Here is a 17,150-nt window from a genome sequence, read left to right as displayed (position 1 = left end):
GGCGTAGTCGCCGAGGGAATAGTAAGCAAGTCCCAGACTTCCCAGAGCCCACCCTTCACCTTTGCGGTCTTTAATTTCTCGGGCGATCGCCAAGAACTGCTGTTGGTACTCGATCGCTTTGGCGTAGTCGCCCAGGGAATAGTAAGCACTTCCCAGATTTCCCAGAGCTTTCCCCTCGCTTTGGCGGTCTTTAATTTCTCGGGCGATCGCCAAGAACTGCTGAGCGTACTCGATCGCTTTGGCGTAGTCGCCGAGGGAATAGTAAGCACTTCCCAGATTTCCCAGAGCTTTCCCCTCGCTGTTGCGGTCTTTAATTTCTCGGGCGATCGCCAACCACTGCTGTTGGTACTCGATCGCTTTGGCGTAGTCGCCGAGGGAATAGTAAGCAAGTCCCAGACTTCCCAGAGCCCACCCTTCACCTTTGCGGTCTTTAATTTATCGAGAAATTATTAGTGCCTGTTGCCAAAACTGGATTGCAGCTTGAAATTGACTAATCTGATACTGCTCGCGGCCCTGCTGGAAAAACCGATCTGCTGCGGCTTTCCGCTCAGCTTGGGTTTGGGCCAAGGCTTGAGAATTGATGATTTTAAATTGATAATTAGGTAGCGATCTAAACTCGCCTACAGTCAGCGCCGCTAAGATTGAGATGAGTGCCGACAATCCAATTTTTTGCAGTTTCATAACTTTTGACTGGCCTTCGGTATATGAATAACACCTTACTGCAATATTGCGGACAGCTTTGACATGGGCACGGAGCGCGGTCATCAAAAAAATGAGTGGAATCTAATCCCCAAAAAACCGAAAAAAAGGCACTTTTGAGGTGAAGCTCAAAAAAACACACGAACTTAACAGACGGCGTGATGAATATAATTGAGTCTATCTTACAACAAGACTTCGGACTGTCCAAAGTCTTGGTAATTATGCCATCATTTTAAATGACAATTGAATAGTCTTGGACGCATCAAGCCTAGAGAAACCGGGTTTTTTACTCAATCTGCGGGCTGCGACGAAGGGTTTTCGTAAAAAAACCCGGTTTCTGACCACCCGTGCATCCAGGACTATGGAAATTAAGTGCATCTATTTAGGACAAAACTCAATGGCTAACTCAACTCCAGAAACACCTCAACCAGACAAGAAAGAATTAATTGACATCACACCTAAACCTCAAGAAAAAGAAGAAGAACCGCCGAATAAGGGTGACGGGCGAGGGTAACAGTCGATCGCCCGCCACGACACCCCAGCAGAAGCTCAAGAAACCGGGTTTTTGACGGAAATTGAAGGTTTTAAGCAAATATCTTGGAAAAAACCCGGTTTCTAGTTATCCGCGCCTCCAGGAAATAACTTGACAAATTACTCGGCTTGTGTATTGCCGTTGGGCGATCGCAACTTCGGCTTGGACGGCTGTCCCCTGCGTCCATCCAGAGAAACCACCTCAGCCTCAGAGCTCTCCCTAGCCACCCGAATCAGCAACCCCGACAACAAGAAACTCGCCACCATCGAAGAACCACCGTAACTAAAAAACGGCAGCGGCAAACCCGTAGTCGGTAAAACCCCCGTCGCCACCCCAATATTCAGCAGCGACTGTCCCACCATCACCACCATCACCCCAATCGCCACCAACTGAGACTCAGCATTCCGTGCCCGCATCGCCACCCTCAAAGCCACCGTCGCGTAAGCCGCCAACATCAGTAACAGCGAGAAACCACCCACCAAACCAAACTCCTCAGCAAACACAGCAAAAATAAAATCGCTGTACTGAATCGGCAAATAAAATAACTTTTGCTGCGACATCCCCAAACCAACGCCCCAAATCCCGCCAGAACCCACAGCCAGCAGACTTTGAACCAACTGATAGCCATCCTGCATCGCATCAGCCCAAGGATTGAGAAAAGACATAATCCGGCGGCGCTGATATTCCCTAAAACTAATACTTGAAATCGCCAACAGCATTCCCCCCATAGCCGTTGCGCTCAACTGCAAGTAAGGTAAGCCCGCCGCCAAAGCCACCAACCACAAAGTCATTCCGCACAAAGCCGTTGTGCTCAAATTCGGCTGCAACAAAATTCCCAACAGCATGGCGCCGAAAATTAACAGCCAAGTAAACCGAAATTTATTCGTCAACCGGGGCCAGTTGCCGAAAATGCGGGCGCTTTGGAGAACGAAAAATGGTTTAATCAATTCAGAAGGTTGAATAATCGGCACCGGGCCCAGAGATATCCAGCGAGTCGCCCCGTTGACGGTGGTTCCCACTCCCGGAACTAAGGTCAACCAGAGCAATCCCAGCAGCATCAGGATGCCGAACTGAGCTGTTTTCATGAGGTAACGGAGGGGGGAGTAAACCATCAAGTTAAAAGCTGCCACCCCGATCGCCACTGCGATTAACTGTCGTTTAAAATAATAAAGGCCGTCTCCATATTCAGAATTGGCAATGGGATAGGAAGCCGAAAACAAAGCTGTCAGCCCTACAAACAGCCACAGAAAAGTCAACCACCGCAGCCACCGGGCCTCAGCGCCCCATTGCGACGCGCTGGGGTCTAAAAATGGAATGAAGCGTCGAATGTCATTAGTCATTAGTCAGTTGTCATTAGTTAGGAGTCATTAGTTAGGAGTCATTAGTCAGTTGTCTAAACTGTACTGCATTTCAATTTTATTTTCGAGGTGCTGCTCAAAGCCCATCCCACAATAGTTTTGAGAAACAAGATTGTAATACCAATTATCAAAAACATTGCTACTACCGAAATTATTTGATCTCATCTGTAGGGAAACGGCACTGCCGTGTCCGGCGGGGAGTTATGCCTTCGGGACAGATAATTTCTCTAGAATCAATAATTGTAGTCAAGTATTTTGACAATTTGATCTCATCTGCTGGGAAACGGCACTGCCGTGTCCGGCGGGGAGTTATGCATTCCGGACAGTTGTAGGGTGCGTCGCCCTGTAAAAATTCCTCGCATTTCACGCCAGATATCAAACGATCCGCACCTTACACATTGGGCGGACGAAACAAACCCAACAATTCTCTTGTAGCAAGCTCTTTTCTAAATGGTATTACTATAAGGTGCGAGTTCAAATGAGGCAGAGCCTCAAGATATGCGTTACCAGGAAGAGCCTGGTAACAAGCAAAAACTACTGCAAAATAAGTGTTGGGTTTGTTTCCACGGTCGAGAGTTTGTCAGGTATGCCGCTGAATTGATTGTCTGTCAAATTCAGGGATTGTCAAGGGCGACGCACCCTACTGCTCTATTTATCAGGTGCGTCGCTTTCAGATTGTCGATATTTCTTTGAGGATTTATCGCAGGATCCACACCCTACAACTACTGACATCCGTGACATCCGTGACATCCGTTAAATCCGTTAAAAAATCCGTTGCCGAACTTCCTTCTTCTATAAAATCATAACAAACAAAAAAAGAGGTCGCGATCGACCTCTTAACCCTACATCAATCCAGCCTCGGATTTTAAAGTAGGCCCGTATTAGCTCCGGGCTTACCGGTAGCCAGTTGCACTTTAATAATTCTGCCGCCCATTTTCATAATTCTTTGCTGTTCCCGGAACCAGTTGTCATAGGGAACCAGCTTAGTAAAATAGGTATTTTGCAATTCGCGCTGAGTGCGGATGCGAGTTTGGCTGGGGACGCAAGCAGTCACTTTAAACATTCTCATGGGAAACAAACTCCTGAGTAGGTTTACAGATTTTTAGATGGATTTTAAAAAGATTGAAGTCAGGGAGTTAGGAGTCAAAACTAGCTCGTTAAAACTCGTCGGGCTTTCTCGACTGGCCTTTGACGGTCTAGCAATCACTCTCAACTTCCCTGACTTCTTTCAAAGCTAAAGGTAACAAGTCCAAAGTTAAAGGTTAAAAGTTAAAAGTTAAAAGAGGCAAGAAATAAATCTTTTTCCTTCTTCCTTCTTCCGACTTCCATCGAACCGAAATCCGTTACATCCGTTACATCCGTTACATCCGTTACAGAATCCGTTGCCGAACTTCCTTCTTCCTTCTTCCTTCTTCCTTAGATTTAGCTCAAGCCAGAGCAGATGTAGTCGAAATAGACGCCCATTTCTTTACCAGCGTCAGAACCGACCAAACCGGCGGTGACTTCTTTCATTGCTTGGATTGCTTGTACGGTAGAACCGATGGGCACGCCCAAGGAGTTGTAGGTTTCTTTCAAACCGTTGAGCACGCGCTCGTCGAGGATGGAAGGGTCGCCAGCTAGCATGGCGTAGGTGGCGTAGCGGAGGTAGTAGTCCAAGTCGCGAATGCAAGCTGCATAACGACGAGTGGTGTACATATTGCCGCCGGGACGAGTTACGTCAGAGTACAACAGAGACTTAGCAACTGCTTCTTTGACGATTGTGGCTGCATTGGCGCTGATGGAGGTAGCGGCGCGGACGCGCAGTTCACCAGAAGCGAAGTAGTTCTTGAGCTTGTCTAATGCGCTGCTGTCCAGGTACTTACCTTGAACGTCAGAGGTATTGATTACGGCGGTAATTGCGTCTTGCATGGTTGTCTTGTTTCCTTGAAAGTGGCTGAGTCAGTCCAATTTTGGAGCGAGAATTTGAGATTTGGGATTGGGGATTTGAGATTTACAAGTAGTTGATTATCTGAAAAAGCTTTTGGCTTGTTGTCAGCAACTCTCGATTGTTCAATCAAAAATCTATAATCAAAAACCTAAATTCCTTACTGCATCGCACCGATAACGTAGTCGAAGTAAGAGGAAGCTTCGGAAGCATCTTCTCCAGACAGCAACGAAGAAGCTGCATTCTTCATAGCGCGGACGCCTTCGGCAACTGCTGCAATCGGGGTTCCGAGAGAGTTGTACATTTCGCGGACGCCGACAATACCGATTTCTTCGATCGGAGTAATGTCGCCAGCTACGATTCCGTAGGTGATCAAACGCAGGTAGTAGTCCAAGTCGCGCAAGCAAGTTGCGGTCATTTCTTCGCCGTAAGCGTTGCCGCCGGGAGAAACTACATCAGGGCGCTTTTGGAAAAGTTGGTCGCCTGCTTGCTTGACGATGCGTTCGCGGGATTCGCTCAAAATTTGGGCGATGCGGACGCGACGTTCACCAGAGGTGACGAAGCTCTTGATCCGGTCTAATTCGCCAGGGCTCAGGTAACGAGCTTCAGCGTCTGCGTTGACGATTGATTTGGTGACGATACTCATCTTGTGTGTACCCGCTGGATATTTTGCAATTGCGAACTGCTCCGCTTTGAACGGGCGATGGCGGGCGCTTTCATCCCGTACCTTTCGCTTCGCTGGTGGCTGGAGCTTTGACGGGGAAGGGTGGACTTTCCACAGCCTGCAACTGTTGAAGTTGTTACCGGGTGTCTGCCTTCGCTGTTTAACGGCGCTCGTTCTTCACGCCGGTGCGGTTGTGAGTGCCTGCACTGAGCCTGTCGCTTAGAATACCACAAATGATTGATGCGATCTTTAATCTACGATCGAGATTGCAGCAGATCCCTAAGTGGCGATCGAGTGACTGTCCGGCAGTTAGTCAGAATATTGCTTCTCTAACGCAACTACCTCTCGCAAGTATTTTGAGGCATTATGTTCACATTCTGAGTGTTACCGTAATAGTTTGTAACATTCCTTTTCATTTTTGGGCCCTCGGTGGGGTCTGAATCGTTAAAAAATCAAAGTCTTAAAATCGCTAAAATCTTATATCAGCAAAGATTACAGCCGTTGAGCCTTCAAATGTCTATCCCGAAGGCGACGGCGCGAGGCTAAAAAACTTCTGTGTCAAAGAGAGGTGCGGGATACAGGGGAGAGACAGGTGCGGATCGGAAATGGTGACTTTTAAGCTTGTAGCTAAATTTGACTCTCGTCCAAAAACGGATACCAGTTTCCCGCACTCGGACGCGGGCCGACCAAAATTTTAGATTCAGGTGCAAATTCCCAGACTCATCTGTGAAATCAATCTAAAATCTAAAATCCCAAATCGATCGACTCTTAATTTTATTTAACCAGGTGCGCCGTGAAAAGAAATCTATCAGCCCTAAAAAAAGCTTTGCAGTTTGGGATTAGCGGTGCTGTCGGCGGTTTCGCCGGCAATCTCGTCACTGAACCTTTCATGCACCATCTCAACGATTCAACATCTGTTTTTGACAGTGTATTGTCCACAAGCCGCTGGTTTGGATTGGTAGGCGGCGGCATTGCTACGGCAATTATGTTCGGCTATTATTACTATATCAAAGGCAAGCCCCAAATCAAACAATCTTTAAAAAATGGCGGATTGTTTGGTGTTATATTCGGGGCAATTTCTGGGGCGATAGCCGAAGGTATTTTTAGCGGGATTGGCGACGGCGAAAACGAAATATTGCGAGTGATTTGCTGGGGAATAGCTGGCGGTTTGTTAGGGCTTGGACTTTCCAAACGCATTCCCAATTTAGGAACCCTGCGCGGGATGGGTGGCGGCGGTGTCGGAGGCCTGTTGGGCGGTTGTTTGTTTATTCTGTTTGCTTATACTTTATCGGGGACGGCGGGCCGTTTAGCTGGGTGTGCTGCGATCGGCTTTTGGATTGGAATTATGCTAGTTGTGGCCGAAACTTTGTTTAACAAAGCTTGGCTGGTAATTAGTTATGATACTGGAACAAATCGCACTCTGACTATTGGGGCGGAACCGGTGACTTTTGGTAGCGATGAAAATAAGTCTATTATCTACATTCCTCATGTTTCGCCTTTAGCGATGCGGTTTCAATTGGAAGCCGGACAAATTGTTTGCGAGAATTTTGATAGCGGGGCGGTGAGTTATTTGCGATCGGGCGACCAAAAGAGAATCGGCAACTGTACAATTACAGTTGGTAACTCCGATTTGCCCGCTGCGACTTCTGCTCGGGTTACGCCGACTATTTTATCACAAGCATCCCCAGCCAATGCTGTTAGTAGCGGTCAATTTTTGCTGAAATTGGGAAGTCGAGTTATCCCGCTGAGTGCGGGTACTCAGCTATTCGCCTCTGACATCCCGAGTTTAACGGCTACGGCGTCTAACGGTGTGGTAGCGGTGGTGAATTCTCGATCGCCAAACGAGCTATCCTTGGGATTGACCAATTTGGGCGATCGTTCTTGGTGGGCGACAGACAGTCAAGGCGATATGAAAATGATTGAACCTGAAAGCACCCTGACTTTAGCCGTGGGAACTAAAATCGAATTCGGTGAAATCGAGGGCGAGATTGTCGGAAGCTAAATAATCTAAAATCCCCAATCTGTACAGGTTCGTAGTAAGGACTTTAGTCCTCTAATTTCAAATAGAACTAAAATGCCCTATCTCTCTAGGTTCGTAGTGAGAACTTGAGTCCGCTAATTTGGATGCGGACTAAAGTCCTCACTACGAACATTGAATGCAAGTCTGCTAATTTGGATGCGGACTAAAGTCCTCACTACGAACATTGAATGCAAGTCCTCTAATTTCAAATAGAACTAAAATCCCCTATCTTTCTAGGTTCGTAGTAAGGACTTTAGTCCGCTAATTTGGATGCGGACTAAAGTCCTCACTACGAACCTTTTTGATAGTGGTAAATCAAATAGCCAATGATAAATTTAAGCAGAACTGCTGCTAACACCAGTAATCACGGCCGCACCAATCAAATGAGCCAAACGCAAAGCTTCAGGAACCTTACCAGTATCAGTCAAACGCTGAAGTACCAGGGCAATTACTTCCGGTTGTTCGCCGCACACTTGAAAAAAGAAAGGTTCAAAAGCGTAAATTTTACCAGCGCGGCGCAACAATTCTAAACGGTATTCCAAATCTGGTAAATGGCCGAGGGCTTTTTCAATAGCAGCTAAATCTGGTTGGCGGCGCATGACAGCAACGCACGGAATTTGCAGCCGCGATGCTAACTCGGGAAGGTCAATAATATTGAAACCGCCGAAAGCAATTCCGTCTAGTAAAACGAGATGCAATTGCGGCAGAAACTTGCCTCCGAGCAGTAGCTGACAAATCGCATCTGTGGCATCTAACCCGTCCGGGAGGACTTGTCCCCAGACCATTCCTTCAAATCGAGTCCCCCCGCAGACTACTCCGGCGATCGACACTAGACTGCCGCTGGTGCGCGAAAATGGAGCGTCGTCAAAGCCGATCGCCCTAATTGTGCGATCGAGTCTGAGCAATTCTGCTAGTTTCAAAGTAGGGAGTTCCCTAAACTAAAGTTTTTGAGATTAATGTGACCTTGACATATTATCATAGATGTTAAAGACTTGATTACTAAAAAGGTTTTAAACACTTGTCGCAAAAATACGTAGCTGCGATCGACCAAGGAACCACCAGCACTCGATTTATTATATTCGATCGCCTGGGACAGATAATTTGCTGCAACCAGCAAGAACACCAGCAGATTTATCCGCAGCCGGGATGGGTTGAACACAATCCCGAGGAAATTTGGCAGCGCACCCAAAGCGTGATTCAAAATACCCTGGAAATCGGCAATATCGATACTAAAGATATTGCAGCCCTCGGTATTACCAACCAGCGGGAAACAGCAATTGTTTGGGACAAAAGGACGGGCAAATCCTACGGAAATGCTATTGTTTGGCAAGATACCCGCACTCACCAAATTTGTAATAGCTTAGCAGAAGTTGGCGGCAAAGACCGATTTCGCGATCGCTCCGGTTTGCCGCTAGCAACTTATTTCAGCGGGCCAAAGATTAAGTGGATGCTGGACAATATCCCAGGATTGCGGGAAGCTGCAAATCGAGGTGATGCGATTTTTGGCAATGTCGATACTTTTCTAATTTGGCATCTCACCGGCGGCGCGCACGTTACCGACGTTACCAACGCCAGCCGCACAATGCTGATGGATTTGCCAACCCTCGATTGGGATGCCGAAACTTTGGAAATCATGGGAATTCCCCGCCAGATGTTGCCGGAAATTTGCCCTTCGAGTCACATTTTTGGGACTGCAAAAGGATTGTTAGATGGTGTTCCAATTGCTGCTGCTTTGGGAGATCAGCAGGCCGCTTTGGTCGGGCAAACTTGTTTCAGTGTTGGGGAGGCGAAAAATACTTACGGTACGGGCTGTTTTATGCTGCTGAATACCGGTGAGGCGATCGTCCCTTCAAAGCAAGGGTTGCTGACAACAGTCGCCTACAAGATGGGAGAATCGCCCGCTGTGTATGCTCTCGAAGGCAGTATTGCGATCGCCGGAGCATTAGTCCAGTGGCTGCGGGACAACTTGGGTATCATCAACACATCTGCGGAAGTAGAAACATTAGCAAATACCGTCGCAGATAGCGGCGGAGTTTACATTGTACCCGCCTTTTCTGGACTCTACGCGCCCTATTGGCAAGACAGCGCCCGCGGCGTAATTGCAGGTTTAACTCGCTACGCGACTAAGGCACACATTGCTCGTGCAGTATTGGAAGCGACAGCTTGGCAAACCCGGGAAGTATTGGATGCGATGAATCAGGATTCTGGCGTGCAGCTTTTGTCTTTAAAAGTAGACGGTGGGATGGTGGGAAATCACACGCTGATGCAGTTTCAGAGCGATGTTTTGGGAGTGCCTGTGGTGCGGCCTGTGGTAGCGGAAACCACTGCACTGGGTGCTGCTTATGCGGCAGGTTTGGCGGTGGGTTTTTGGAGCAAACTAACGGAATTGCGGGATAATTGGGCTGTGGATTGTACTTGGGAACCGCAAATGTCGATCGCACTTCGGGAGCAAAAATACCGCTTTTGGAAAAAAGCAGTTTCCCGCACCTTCGACTGGGAAGAATGAATCACGAATACAGTTTGTTAACAGTTTAGCTTAATCTGCCGCAGTACCGCAGTCCGGCAGGGGTTTAAACCCCTGCCTCATAGAAGACAGTCGGTTAAAACCGACTCAAGATTTATGTTTGTATAACGAATGAAAATTAAATAACTTAAGCGATTTGCTTGTTTGCTCGTTACCAGGCTCTGCCTGGCAACGCAGATCTTGAGGCTCTGCCTCGTTTTACCTCCCAGCTTATAGGAGAAAAAAACTATACGAGGTGTTTAAGTTTTTAATTTTTTTATTCCTAAGTTAATCCCAAATATGTATTTAGTGATATCATCAATTTATACACTATTGCTTGACCTGTAAATTAATGATTTTGCCGATTCCATTTAAAAAAATTCTTGCCACCACTCTATTGATACTGACACTGGCATTTGTCGAAATCGCCACTAACTCCCAAAGTGCGATCGCAGATCCAGCAACAACACCCGCCACCGCCACCGCCGCCGAAGTCTTCAGCATCAACTGTGCAGGCTGTCACATCAACGGTAGCAACATCATCAGGCGGGGCAAAAACTTGAAACAAAAAGCCTTAAAAAAATACGGCATGGATTCAATCGCCAATATTTCCAACTTAGTAACCAACGGTAAAAATATCATGCCCGCTTACAAAGATCGTTTGTCCCAACAACAAATTATCGATGTCTCAGCCTACGTACTATCCCAAGCCGAAACCGACTGGAAATAAAACCTCGGCATATTATTTATGGCTTAGGAAATCTTCCCACAGACATCAGATATTTCTTTACCGCAGGTTGAAGCGCGAACAGGGTTTCACTTTCTGCTGGGACTGTTTCAATTAGCGATCGCCTTAAAAGCGATTCCAGCGTCTTAAAAAATTCGGAGTCCCGATCTTGCTGAATATCTGAACACAATTTTTCAATATCAACAGGCTTGACTTCTTTCGCCATGGAGTGTAATAGCTGGATTTCTAAGGATGATAAGCGATTAAACTGCCGAGATAACGTATCGCTATAATCTCCCAGAAACAGCCCATTTCTTAAAAAGTTAGCAATGCTTCCGCCAAACATATCCTTAATAGTTGTTGTTACTATTTTTAACGCTAAAGGATTGCCGCTGTATGCCTCTATTAGTTCTGAGAATTGACCTTCTTCAGACAAACCCTTGTTTTTAAGGATTTCCACAGCCGATTCTCCCAAACCACCCAATTTTAATGACCTTACAGATTGATTTTGACCTTCTAACGCTGCAATTTCTTTAGGTTTTTCGCAGCTAGTCAACAGCAAGCAACTTTGATGCTGCGATTTTCCTACTTGTTTCAGAAGTTCCCCATATACTTGATATCCTTCTCGATAATTTCCTGTTAACTGCTCAGTGCTGAAAACAGCTTCCCACTCATCTAAGATTATCAGGCATCGACGCTTTTGTAAACACCGAATCAGCCGCTGGATACCATCAGCGATGATTGTCGGTTCTATTGCATTTGTGAAAGCGATTATGTTATCCAGGGAAAATTCAAGCTGCGAGATCGCAGCTTGAAAAAATTTTTTCTCCTGAGTAATTAACTGCAATTTATCTAAATCGCTTTGCGGTTTATCAGATAAAAATTCGATTAAATTTACCAGAGTATTTGCCAACAGAGGTGCATGACTGAGGTTGAGCCAAATCAAGCACTCAAACTCGTGTTTAATCACATCTGTTAGCTTAGATGCTAAAGCAGTTTTGCCAATGCCCCCCATACCCAATATAGCAACTAAGCGACAGTTTTCTTGTAAAATCCATTGCTCTAAGTTAGCTAGTTCTGTTGTACGCCCGTAGAAAATAGACGCATCCACCCCCATCCCCCATTCAGTTCGATTTTCAATGGGAGTTTGGGGAGTTTGGGTATAATTTAGCAATGTAGGATGCAATGTTTCTCCATTCCCCTTTTGTTTATAACCAAATATTTCTAGTATACTTGGGATTTCTTTCCAGTCTTTCGGTTGTTGCAGCGTCAAAACTTGAATGTAGCGATACAGCCCTCTCGATAAGTCTACTCTAATACCGGAGCATTCGCGGTTGAGTGCGGTGGCAATTTCCGGCGGGCTATAATTGCAAAGCAATCCTCGCAAGTAAGTTTTTTCTAAAGGGGTGAGTCGCTGCTTTCTACTGGTGGCATATTCTTGCTTGGCTGCTGTCAAGTCTGCATATAACTGTTCGAGATTCCAGCAAGCCGCCGCCTCTATAAACTTCTGTGCTGGTATTTGTAAAGGTTTATTTCGCTGTGTCATGTATATTCATAATAAGTAAACACCCCGTCAACTCGATACAGCTACTTTGTCAGTCGGAAAAAGTTAGATGCACCTGATGTAACCTTGCAACCGCGCCTCTACTCAGAACTAAGCAAACAAGCTGAATCCGAGTTTCTACGTAAGACTTTAATCTGTTTTGCTAGTTCAAGTCGAACACTTCTTTGCGATTTGAACATATTCTTGCTAAATCATGCGAAACTTTTTAGGTGAAATGCCTGTGTATCGGCGAAAGCACTTTGCAAAATGACTGGGATTGGCAAAGCCACACTCGATCGCAATATTGTTTATTGTGCATTCTGTCTGCTTTAGTAGTTGCTTCGATCGCTCTACTCGTTGCTGAATTAAGTAGGCATGAGGAGTCATTCCAGTTGATTGCTTAAACAATCGACAGAAATAGTATTGACTCATAGCTAATTCGGCTGAAATTTCTGCTAACGATACATTTTCACTAAAATGCTCGTTGATGTATTCAATAGCTTGCTTCAGTTTGTATTTTGACAAGCCGTCTTCATATTCCCTCAGAGTATGCTTGCAGGTTGAGTAATATGTTAAGCAGTGAGCCGCTAGAGCCGTCGCCATTGAATCCGCATAAAAGCAACTATTATTTGGATTGTTTTCCAATACTGCTGTCAGTGCTAAGATAATTTGCCCAACTAGCGGATCGGGTTTTTTAAGCGTCAGATTAACTTCAACTCGATCTGGGTTTACTGACTCATAGGCGGCATGATTGAGAAATGTAGGCTCAAGGTAGCAGTGAGTGATATCACATTCCTGACTCCACCTAGCCTTAATAGGTGCGTAAGCAGGAAGTATTTCAATGCAACCCCTTTCATCCTGGTCATGCTGCATTAGGTGACGCTTACCATCAAAGGCTAATTCCATTTCTGTTGGCTGCTTCCAAGATGGAAGACAAATTATATGTTGCAAACCAGATATTTCAGGAATTTCCATTGCAGGCAGTTGATAGTGTGCTAGATGAATATTTTTCCATCCCGCGCCATGACTGGAGTGAATGAGCGGGCGCTGAACAAACTTTGAAGTTGCATCTTGTTGAGAATAATCAATAGCTAAAGGTCTTTCTGTTAGCATTCTTTTCTGTCCTTCCAATACCTATAGATAATTTTTTTGCCCCGTAGCTACCTCATCGGTATAACTACGAGCTATACGGAAACTTTCTGTATAATATGCCAAATTGAGTAGTTTTCACAAAAATACCTAATAAAAATACTAATAGCTGTTAGGTAGATTATCGGTATTGAGTGTTTTATAAATGTAGAAGGCAGGATTTTATAACACTTGCTATCAGCAAAGTTAATAGGACAGCTTAAATGGCATCAATTCAACTGACAAATCAGTTAACTACAAGTGACAGGAGTATCCAAACTCCCGCACCGTTCGATGGTTTTGCAACAACTCGCGCTAAAGATTACATCTTAGACGTACAGTTAGTTAATCAGCCTATATCAATTGATCTTTTTAAAGATAGCACTAGCTATGACCCTTACGTGCAAGTCTTTCAGATACCCAAAGGCAGCAGGGGTGCGAATGTAGCTGATACGGGTCTTCTTATTGCTGAGAATGATGATGGCGGCGGTGTCCCCGGAGGAAACTCAAAAATACCGAGTGTTAGCGGTACTAAACCTACCATATTCCCCACTGGTCTTACTTCCCTTACAAGTCTGCCTGGTGTGGACTATGTAGTCCGCGTGACTAGCTATAATACATTAACATCAATTCCTCAGCCTTTCACATTACAGGTTTCAACTCCCAGTGGCAATGTCGCCTTGAAAGACCCCATAACAGGTGCGAATTTAGATGCAGCAGGCAACATCATCGGGGGCGATAGAGGCGACCCTCTAGCAGGCAATCTTCCGGTCCGGCGTTTCTTTGACAAGGTGGCAGGAGGGCATTTTTATACCACAGACCCGACAGAGAAAAATGAGCGATTAAACAACCCTACTCGTTACCAGAGTGAAGGCGATGAATTTATCGCTCCAGCCGCCGGTAACGCCAAGGTTCAACGCTTCTTCAATACAGCATCAGGAACCTATTTCTATACGAATAAACCTACTGACATACAGTTTGTTCGCGACAACTTACCCCAGTTCCGTGCTGAGGGGGAGGTTTTCAATTCATATAACACGGCAGTTTCGGGTGCAATACCCGTCTTTCGTTTTACTAACCTGGCAAGGGAACGGGAAAATCCGCAAAATATTACACACTTTTTCACCGCAAGCCCAGAGACGCGGCGGCAGGTACAGGGGAGGTCAGATTTCCGGGATGAGGGGGTTGCTTTTTATGCTCTTCCCTCCGCCTAAGCAGGCAGTTAGATTCATCTATGTTTAAAATGAGTAGTAGGGTGCGCTGCACGCACCCTACTTTTTGATCTATCAAACTTCTGGGTAACAAGCGATATTTTGGTCATCCTATGAACAATCTCGGTACAAAACCTTCCCTCTCCAAGGCTTTAACTGTAATTAGCTTGTGCAATACTTCGGACAGTTTTAGAAGAGGGACGCTCTGCTCGCAGAGGTAAAAAAGTCATTAGAATCTGAACCCAAAATAGAAAAAAAGGCAATTTTCAGGTTAAGCTCAAAAAACACACGAACTTAAAAAACTGCCTCATGAATATTCTTGAATCTATTTTACAACAAATGCCAGGTATTGACTCTTGCCCCAAAAGAAGTTTATGGTGATTTTCTTTGACACCATCTTGCTTGTTTATGGCAAAGTTAATTTTACCAATCTGGGTCGTTATATAGCCTTTATCAAAAAGGTGAGGTACAGGTTCTGATTTTCCATTTTTCGATTTTAGATTGGGGGATTGAGGGATTGAGGGATTAATTAGTCCGGTGCGTCATCTTTCTGAGAACTGCTATAGCTCTCTGAGTGAAAAAACCTATCGTCGCCACTTTTTTAAAAGCTTTGATTTTCCCGAATTTAATAAAGCCTTTATCAATCAAGCCTTAGATCATGAGCGAACACTTATTGCAGTCATTGATTGTTCTTTGATCCCCAGAAGTGGCAAAAAGACTGAAGGTAAAGCTAGTTTTTATAATGGTGTACAAAGCAGGCCTGAAGAGGGATTATAAATTTCTGTGATTTCTGTAGTCGAAGTTGAAACTCATTTATCTTATAGTCTAAGTGTGCAACATACCCCGTGGCGTCCTCCGACATAGTTACCGAAAAATCCCGTTACTACCAAGGTGAAAAAAAAACTCAAAAAAACGGACTAAAAAGATAGTTCAATCAAGCCTAACCCCTGAGTAGACAAGAGTTGACGACTACGCCAAACATTTAAATAATAGTCGTTTTTTATTGCCCGAATCTATACGTTACAAAGGTAGCTGACGGTTATTATTGCCGCGCTAAGTTCTGGGATTTTGTCCGAAATACAGAGTTAAATTTGATTAGCAAATTAAGGAGTAATGCCGACTTAAACTATATCTATACAGGCGAAAGAAATAAACGGGATTCCTAAGAAATATGATGGCAAGGTTGACTGCAATAATTTGAAAAATCTAACTTTTGTCAAAACAATCAAGCCTGACGTTAATCTTTATTCATTAGTAGTATGGAGTTGTTGTTGAAAATGTAACATACGTTTAGCTGTGATTTTTGAACTTCAACCCAACGGTAAAATTAAAAATATTTTATTGTTTAGTACGGATATTAATCTGCCAGCCGAGCAAATACTTTCCTTATTACCAGGCCCGTTTCCAGATTGAGTTCATTTTTCGTGATGCCAAACAATTTACGGGTTTATCCGATTGTCAGTGTCGTAGTAGTCAACGCCTTGATTTTCATTTTAACGCCAGTTTAATTGCTTTAAATTTAGCCAAATATGATCCTGGCAATTGTCATTTTTTTCCTACTCCCTTCGTGTTTTCAACCTGCTCTTATAAACGCCGGGAATTCAATCGCCATCTACTTTACACCTTTATTAACAAGTTAGATTTAGACCCTAACTTAATTTTAAATCACCCGAACCTACCGTCAGTCCTATCCTATGGTACTCTCGCTGCTTAAAAACTGTCCGAAGTATTGACTTATCGGTGTTGAGTATTTTATAAATGTGGAAGGTAGTAAAAAAAGTAGGGATATGGCATTTCCTCATTGGTGTCAACTTAAGCTGAAACCCGCCAGGAGTTAAAACCCCTGACGGGCCAAAGGTTTGACCTTAACTTGACACGCTTTGGGCATTTCCTAAGTCCCTACCTGTAGAAATCTCCTATCTTTCACAAACTTTATTTAGGTATAGAACAATGACAGCTAAACGAGTTATAGGCGATATGGATAATCCTAATCTTCCATCTATGACTGAGATACTACCGTCAGATATCAACGAGCGGGTTGAGGCTAAAGGAATTTTAGACACTGAAAGACATTTGCTGCAAATGGATTCAGAAGACCCTGCTAACAATAGCTTCGAGAATCCTCCGTTCATCGGCAATATCTCTCCTACTCCCCTAGTGATTAACGGTTTTATAAGTGACACAGATCGGGGGGATATCTACAAGTTTACAGTGCCGCCAAACAACCAAAACAAAATCAATGTGACTCTATCGGGATTAAAAGATGAGGGTCGGCTATCCTTTTTTAGCATAGGCAACGGCGACATAGGAACCGATTTTGGTTACGTCCGCGCAAAGGCTGGGTCAGACGCATCAGTGACAATTCCTGAAAATTTGAAGCCGGGAGATTACAGTGTGCGTGTGGAGTGGGGTGGCGGTCTCAATGTTTCGAGGTCAACGCCCTACACTTTGACTCTGAAAGGAGATAGTAACGCTACACCCAGCATTAGCACCATAGCGTTTAGTGATGCCAATTACACTGTCAATGAAAATGGGACTAAAGCGACTATTACCTTTAAGCGTAATGGCGCTACTGGAATTGAAATGAGGGGAATTGTCAAGGCAGAGCCCGGTACAACAAATCCCGCAACTGATGAAGATTACAAAACCAACTTCGACTTAGCCTTCATTCCCGCTGACAAAGATTTCGGGGTACTTGAAATCCCCATTCTGAATGATAACAAGCAGGAGGGAGATGAAACGATAAAATTGTCCTTAAGGAATGGAGGCTTCTCAGGCTCACCGATAGGCGCACAGGCCACCGCTATACTCACAATTAAGGATGACGACAGCGGTATGCCG

Annotated in this window: 16 protein-coding genes; 7 read left to right on the top strand and 9 right to left on the bottom strand. The window is 44.9% G+C overall.

All coding sequences use genetic code 11. The features are described from left to right. From QUB64_RS13775 to apcA, 6 genes are all read right to left on the bottom strand, one after another. Positions 1 to 396: tetratricopeptide repeat protein (locus QUB64_RS13775; RefSeq protein WP_333394093.1), on the bottom strand; the 396-nt coding region annotated here is incomplete at its 3' end. A 39-nt stretch (positions 397 to 435) separates the two neighbouring features. Further along, entirely contained in the window at positions 436 to 681 is a 246-nt protein-coding gene (locus QUB64_RS13770; protein WP_333272693.1) for a hypothetical protein, read from the bottom strand. Between the two features lie 669 nt (positions 682 to 1,350). Continuing rightward, a complete protein-coding gene (locus tag QUB64_RS13765) occupies positions 1,351 to 2,571 on the bottom strand; it encodes an FtsW/RodA/SpoVE family cell cycle protein (protein WP_333272690.1) in 1,221 nt (406 codons plus the stop codon). 883 nt (positions 2,572 to 3,454) lie between these two features. Beyond that, positions 3,455 to 3,658: a phycobilisome linker polypeptide gene (locus QUB64_RS13760; protein WP_006634929.1), complete on the bottom strand. Its 204-nt coding sequence runs from the start codon at positions 3,656 to 3,658 to the stop codon at positions 3,455 to 3,457. Positions 3,659 to 4,011: 353 nt separating this feature from the next. Continuing rightward, positions 4,012 to 4,497, bottom strand: coding sequence for an allophycocyanin subunit beta (apcB, locus tag QUB64_RS13755; RefSeq protein ID WP_293261733.1), 486 nt, complete (start codon positions 4,495 to 4,497; stop codon positions 4,012 to 4,014). Between the two features lie 176 nt (positions 4,498 to 4,673). Further along, positions 4,674 to 5,159 (bottom strand): allophycocyanin subunit alpha, encoded by a 486-nt coding sequence (apcA, locus tag QUB64_RS13750; protein WP_333272683.1) that lies wholly within the window; start codon positions 5,157 to 5,159, stop codon positions 4,674 to 4,676. Between the two features lie 811 nt (positions 5,160 to 5,970). On the opposite strand from apcA, the gene QUB64_RS13745 reads away from it, so the two are divergent. Further along, positions 5,971 to 7,179, top strand: a complete 1,209-nt coding sequence (locus QUB64_RS13745) for a hypothetical protein (protein WP_333272680.1) — start codon at positions 5,971 to 5,973, stop codon at positions 7,177 to 7,179. Positions 7,180 to 7,532: 353 nt separating this feature from the next. Here QUB64_RS13745 and QUB64_RS13740 read toward each other — a convergent pair whose 3' ends face one another. Further along, positions 7,533 to 8,117, bottom strand: coding sequence for an endonuclease dU (locus tag QUB64_RS13740; protein ID WP_333272677.1), 585 nt, complete (start codon positions 8,115 to 8,117; stop codon positions 7,533 to 7,535). Between the two features lie 98 nt (positions 8,118 to 8,215). Here QUB64_RS13740 and glpK point away from each other — a divergent pair, with 98 nt between their 5' ends. Together glpK and QUB64_RS13730 are read left to right on the top strand one after the other, a co-directional pair. Then, on the top strand, positions 8,216 to 9,703 hold the full coding sequence (gene glpK / locus QUB64_RS13735) for a glycerol kinase GlpK (RefSeq protein WP_333272674.1): 1,488 nt from the start codon (positions 8,216 to 8,218) through the stop codon (positions 9,701 to 9,703). A gap of 355 nt (positions 9,704 to 10,058) precedes the next feature. Next, positions 10,059 to 10,430 (top strand): c-type cytochrome, encoded by a 372-nt coding sequence (locus tag QUB64_RS13730; protein WP_333272671.1) that lies wholly within the window; start codon positions 10,059 to 10,061, stop codon positions 10,428 to 10,430. 16 nt (positions 10,431 to 10,446) lie between these two features. On the opposite strand, the gene QUB64_RS13725 is transcribed toward QUB64_RS13730, so the two are convergent. Both QUB64_RS13725 and QUB64_RS13720 read right to left on the bottom strand, forming a co-directional pair. Next, a complete protein-coding gene (locus tag QUB64_RS13725) occupies positions 10,447 to 11,973 on the bottom strand; it encodes an NB-ARC domain-containing protein (RefSeq protein WP_333272668.1) in 1,527 nt (508 codons plus the stop codon). A gap of 204 nt (positions 11,974 to 12,177) precedes the next feature. Beyond that, positions 12,178 to 13,083, bottom strand: a complete 906-nt coding sequence (locus QUB64_RS13720) for an AraC family transcriptional regulator (RefSeq protein WP_333272665.1) — start codon at positions 13,081 to 13,083, stop codon at positions 12,178 to 12,180. A 239-nt stretch (positions 13,084 to 13,322) separates the two neighbouring features. Here QUB64_RS13720 and QUB64_RS13715 point away from each other — a divergent pair, with 239 nt between their 5' ends. From QUB64_RS13715 to QUB64_RS13700, 4 genes are all read left to right on the top strand, one after another. Continuing rightward, positions 13,323 to 14,312, top strand: coding sequence for a hypothetical protein (locus tag QUB64_RS13715; protein WP_333272662.1), 990 nt, complete (start codon positions 13,323 to 13,325; stop codon positions 14,310 to 14,312). Positions 14,313 to 14,846: 534 nt separating this feature from the next. Beyond that, positions 14,847 to 15,086 carry a hypothetical protein gene (locus tag QUB64_RS13710; RefSeq protein WP_333272658.1) on the top strand — a complete coding sequence of 80 codons (240 nt, stop codon included), beginning with the start codon at positions 14,847 to 14,849 and terminating at the stop codon, positions 15,084 to 15,086. A 526-nt stretch (positions 15,087 to 15,612) separates the two neighbouring features. Further along, on the top strand, positions 15,613 to 16,023 hold the full coding sequence (locus QUB64_RS13705) for a transposase (protein ID WP_333272655.1): 411 nt from the start codon (positions 15,613 to 15,615) through the stop codon (positions 16,021 to 16,023). 236 nt (positions 16,024 to 16,259) lie between these two features. Continuing rightward, on the top strand, positions 16,260 to 17,150 hold an 891-nt coding region (locus QUB64_RS13700), incomplete at its 3' end, for a hypothetical protein (protein ID WP_442921659.1).

It is taken from the genome of Microcoleus sp. Aus8_D2 (assembly GCF_036702665.1).
GTDB lineage: Bacteria > Cyanobacteriota > Cyanobacteriia > Cyanobacteriales > Microcoleaceae > Microcoleus.
Note: the sequence above shows the minus strand (reverse complement) of the source record. Positions and strands in the feature narration are given on the sequence as shown.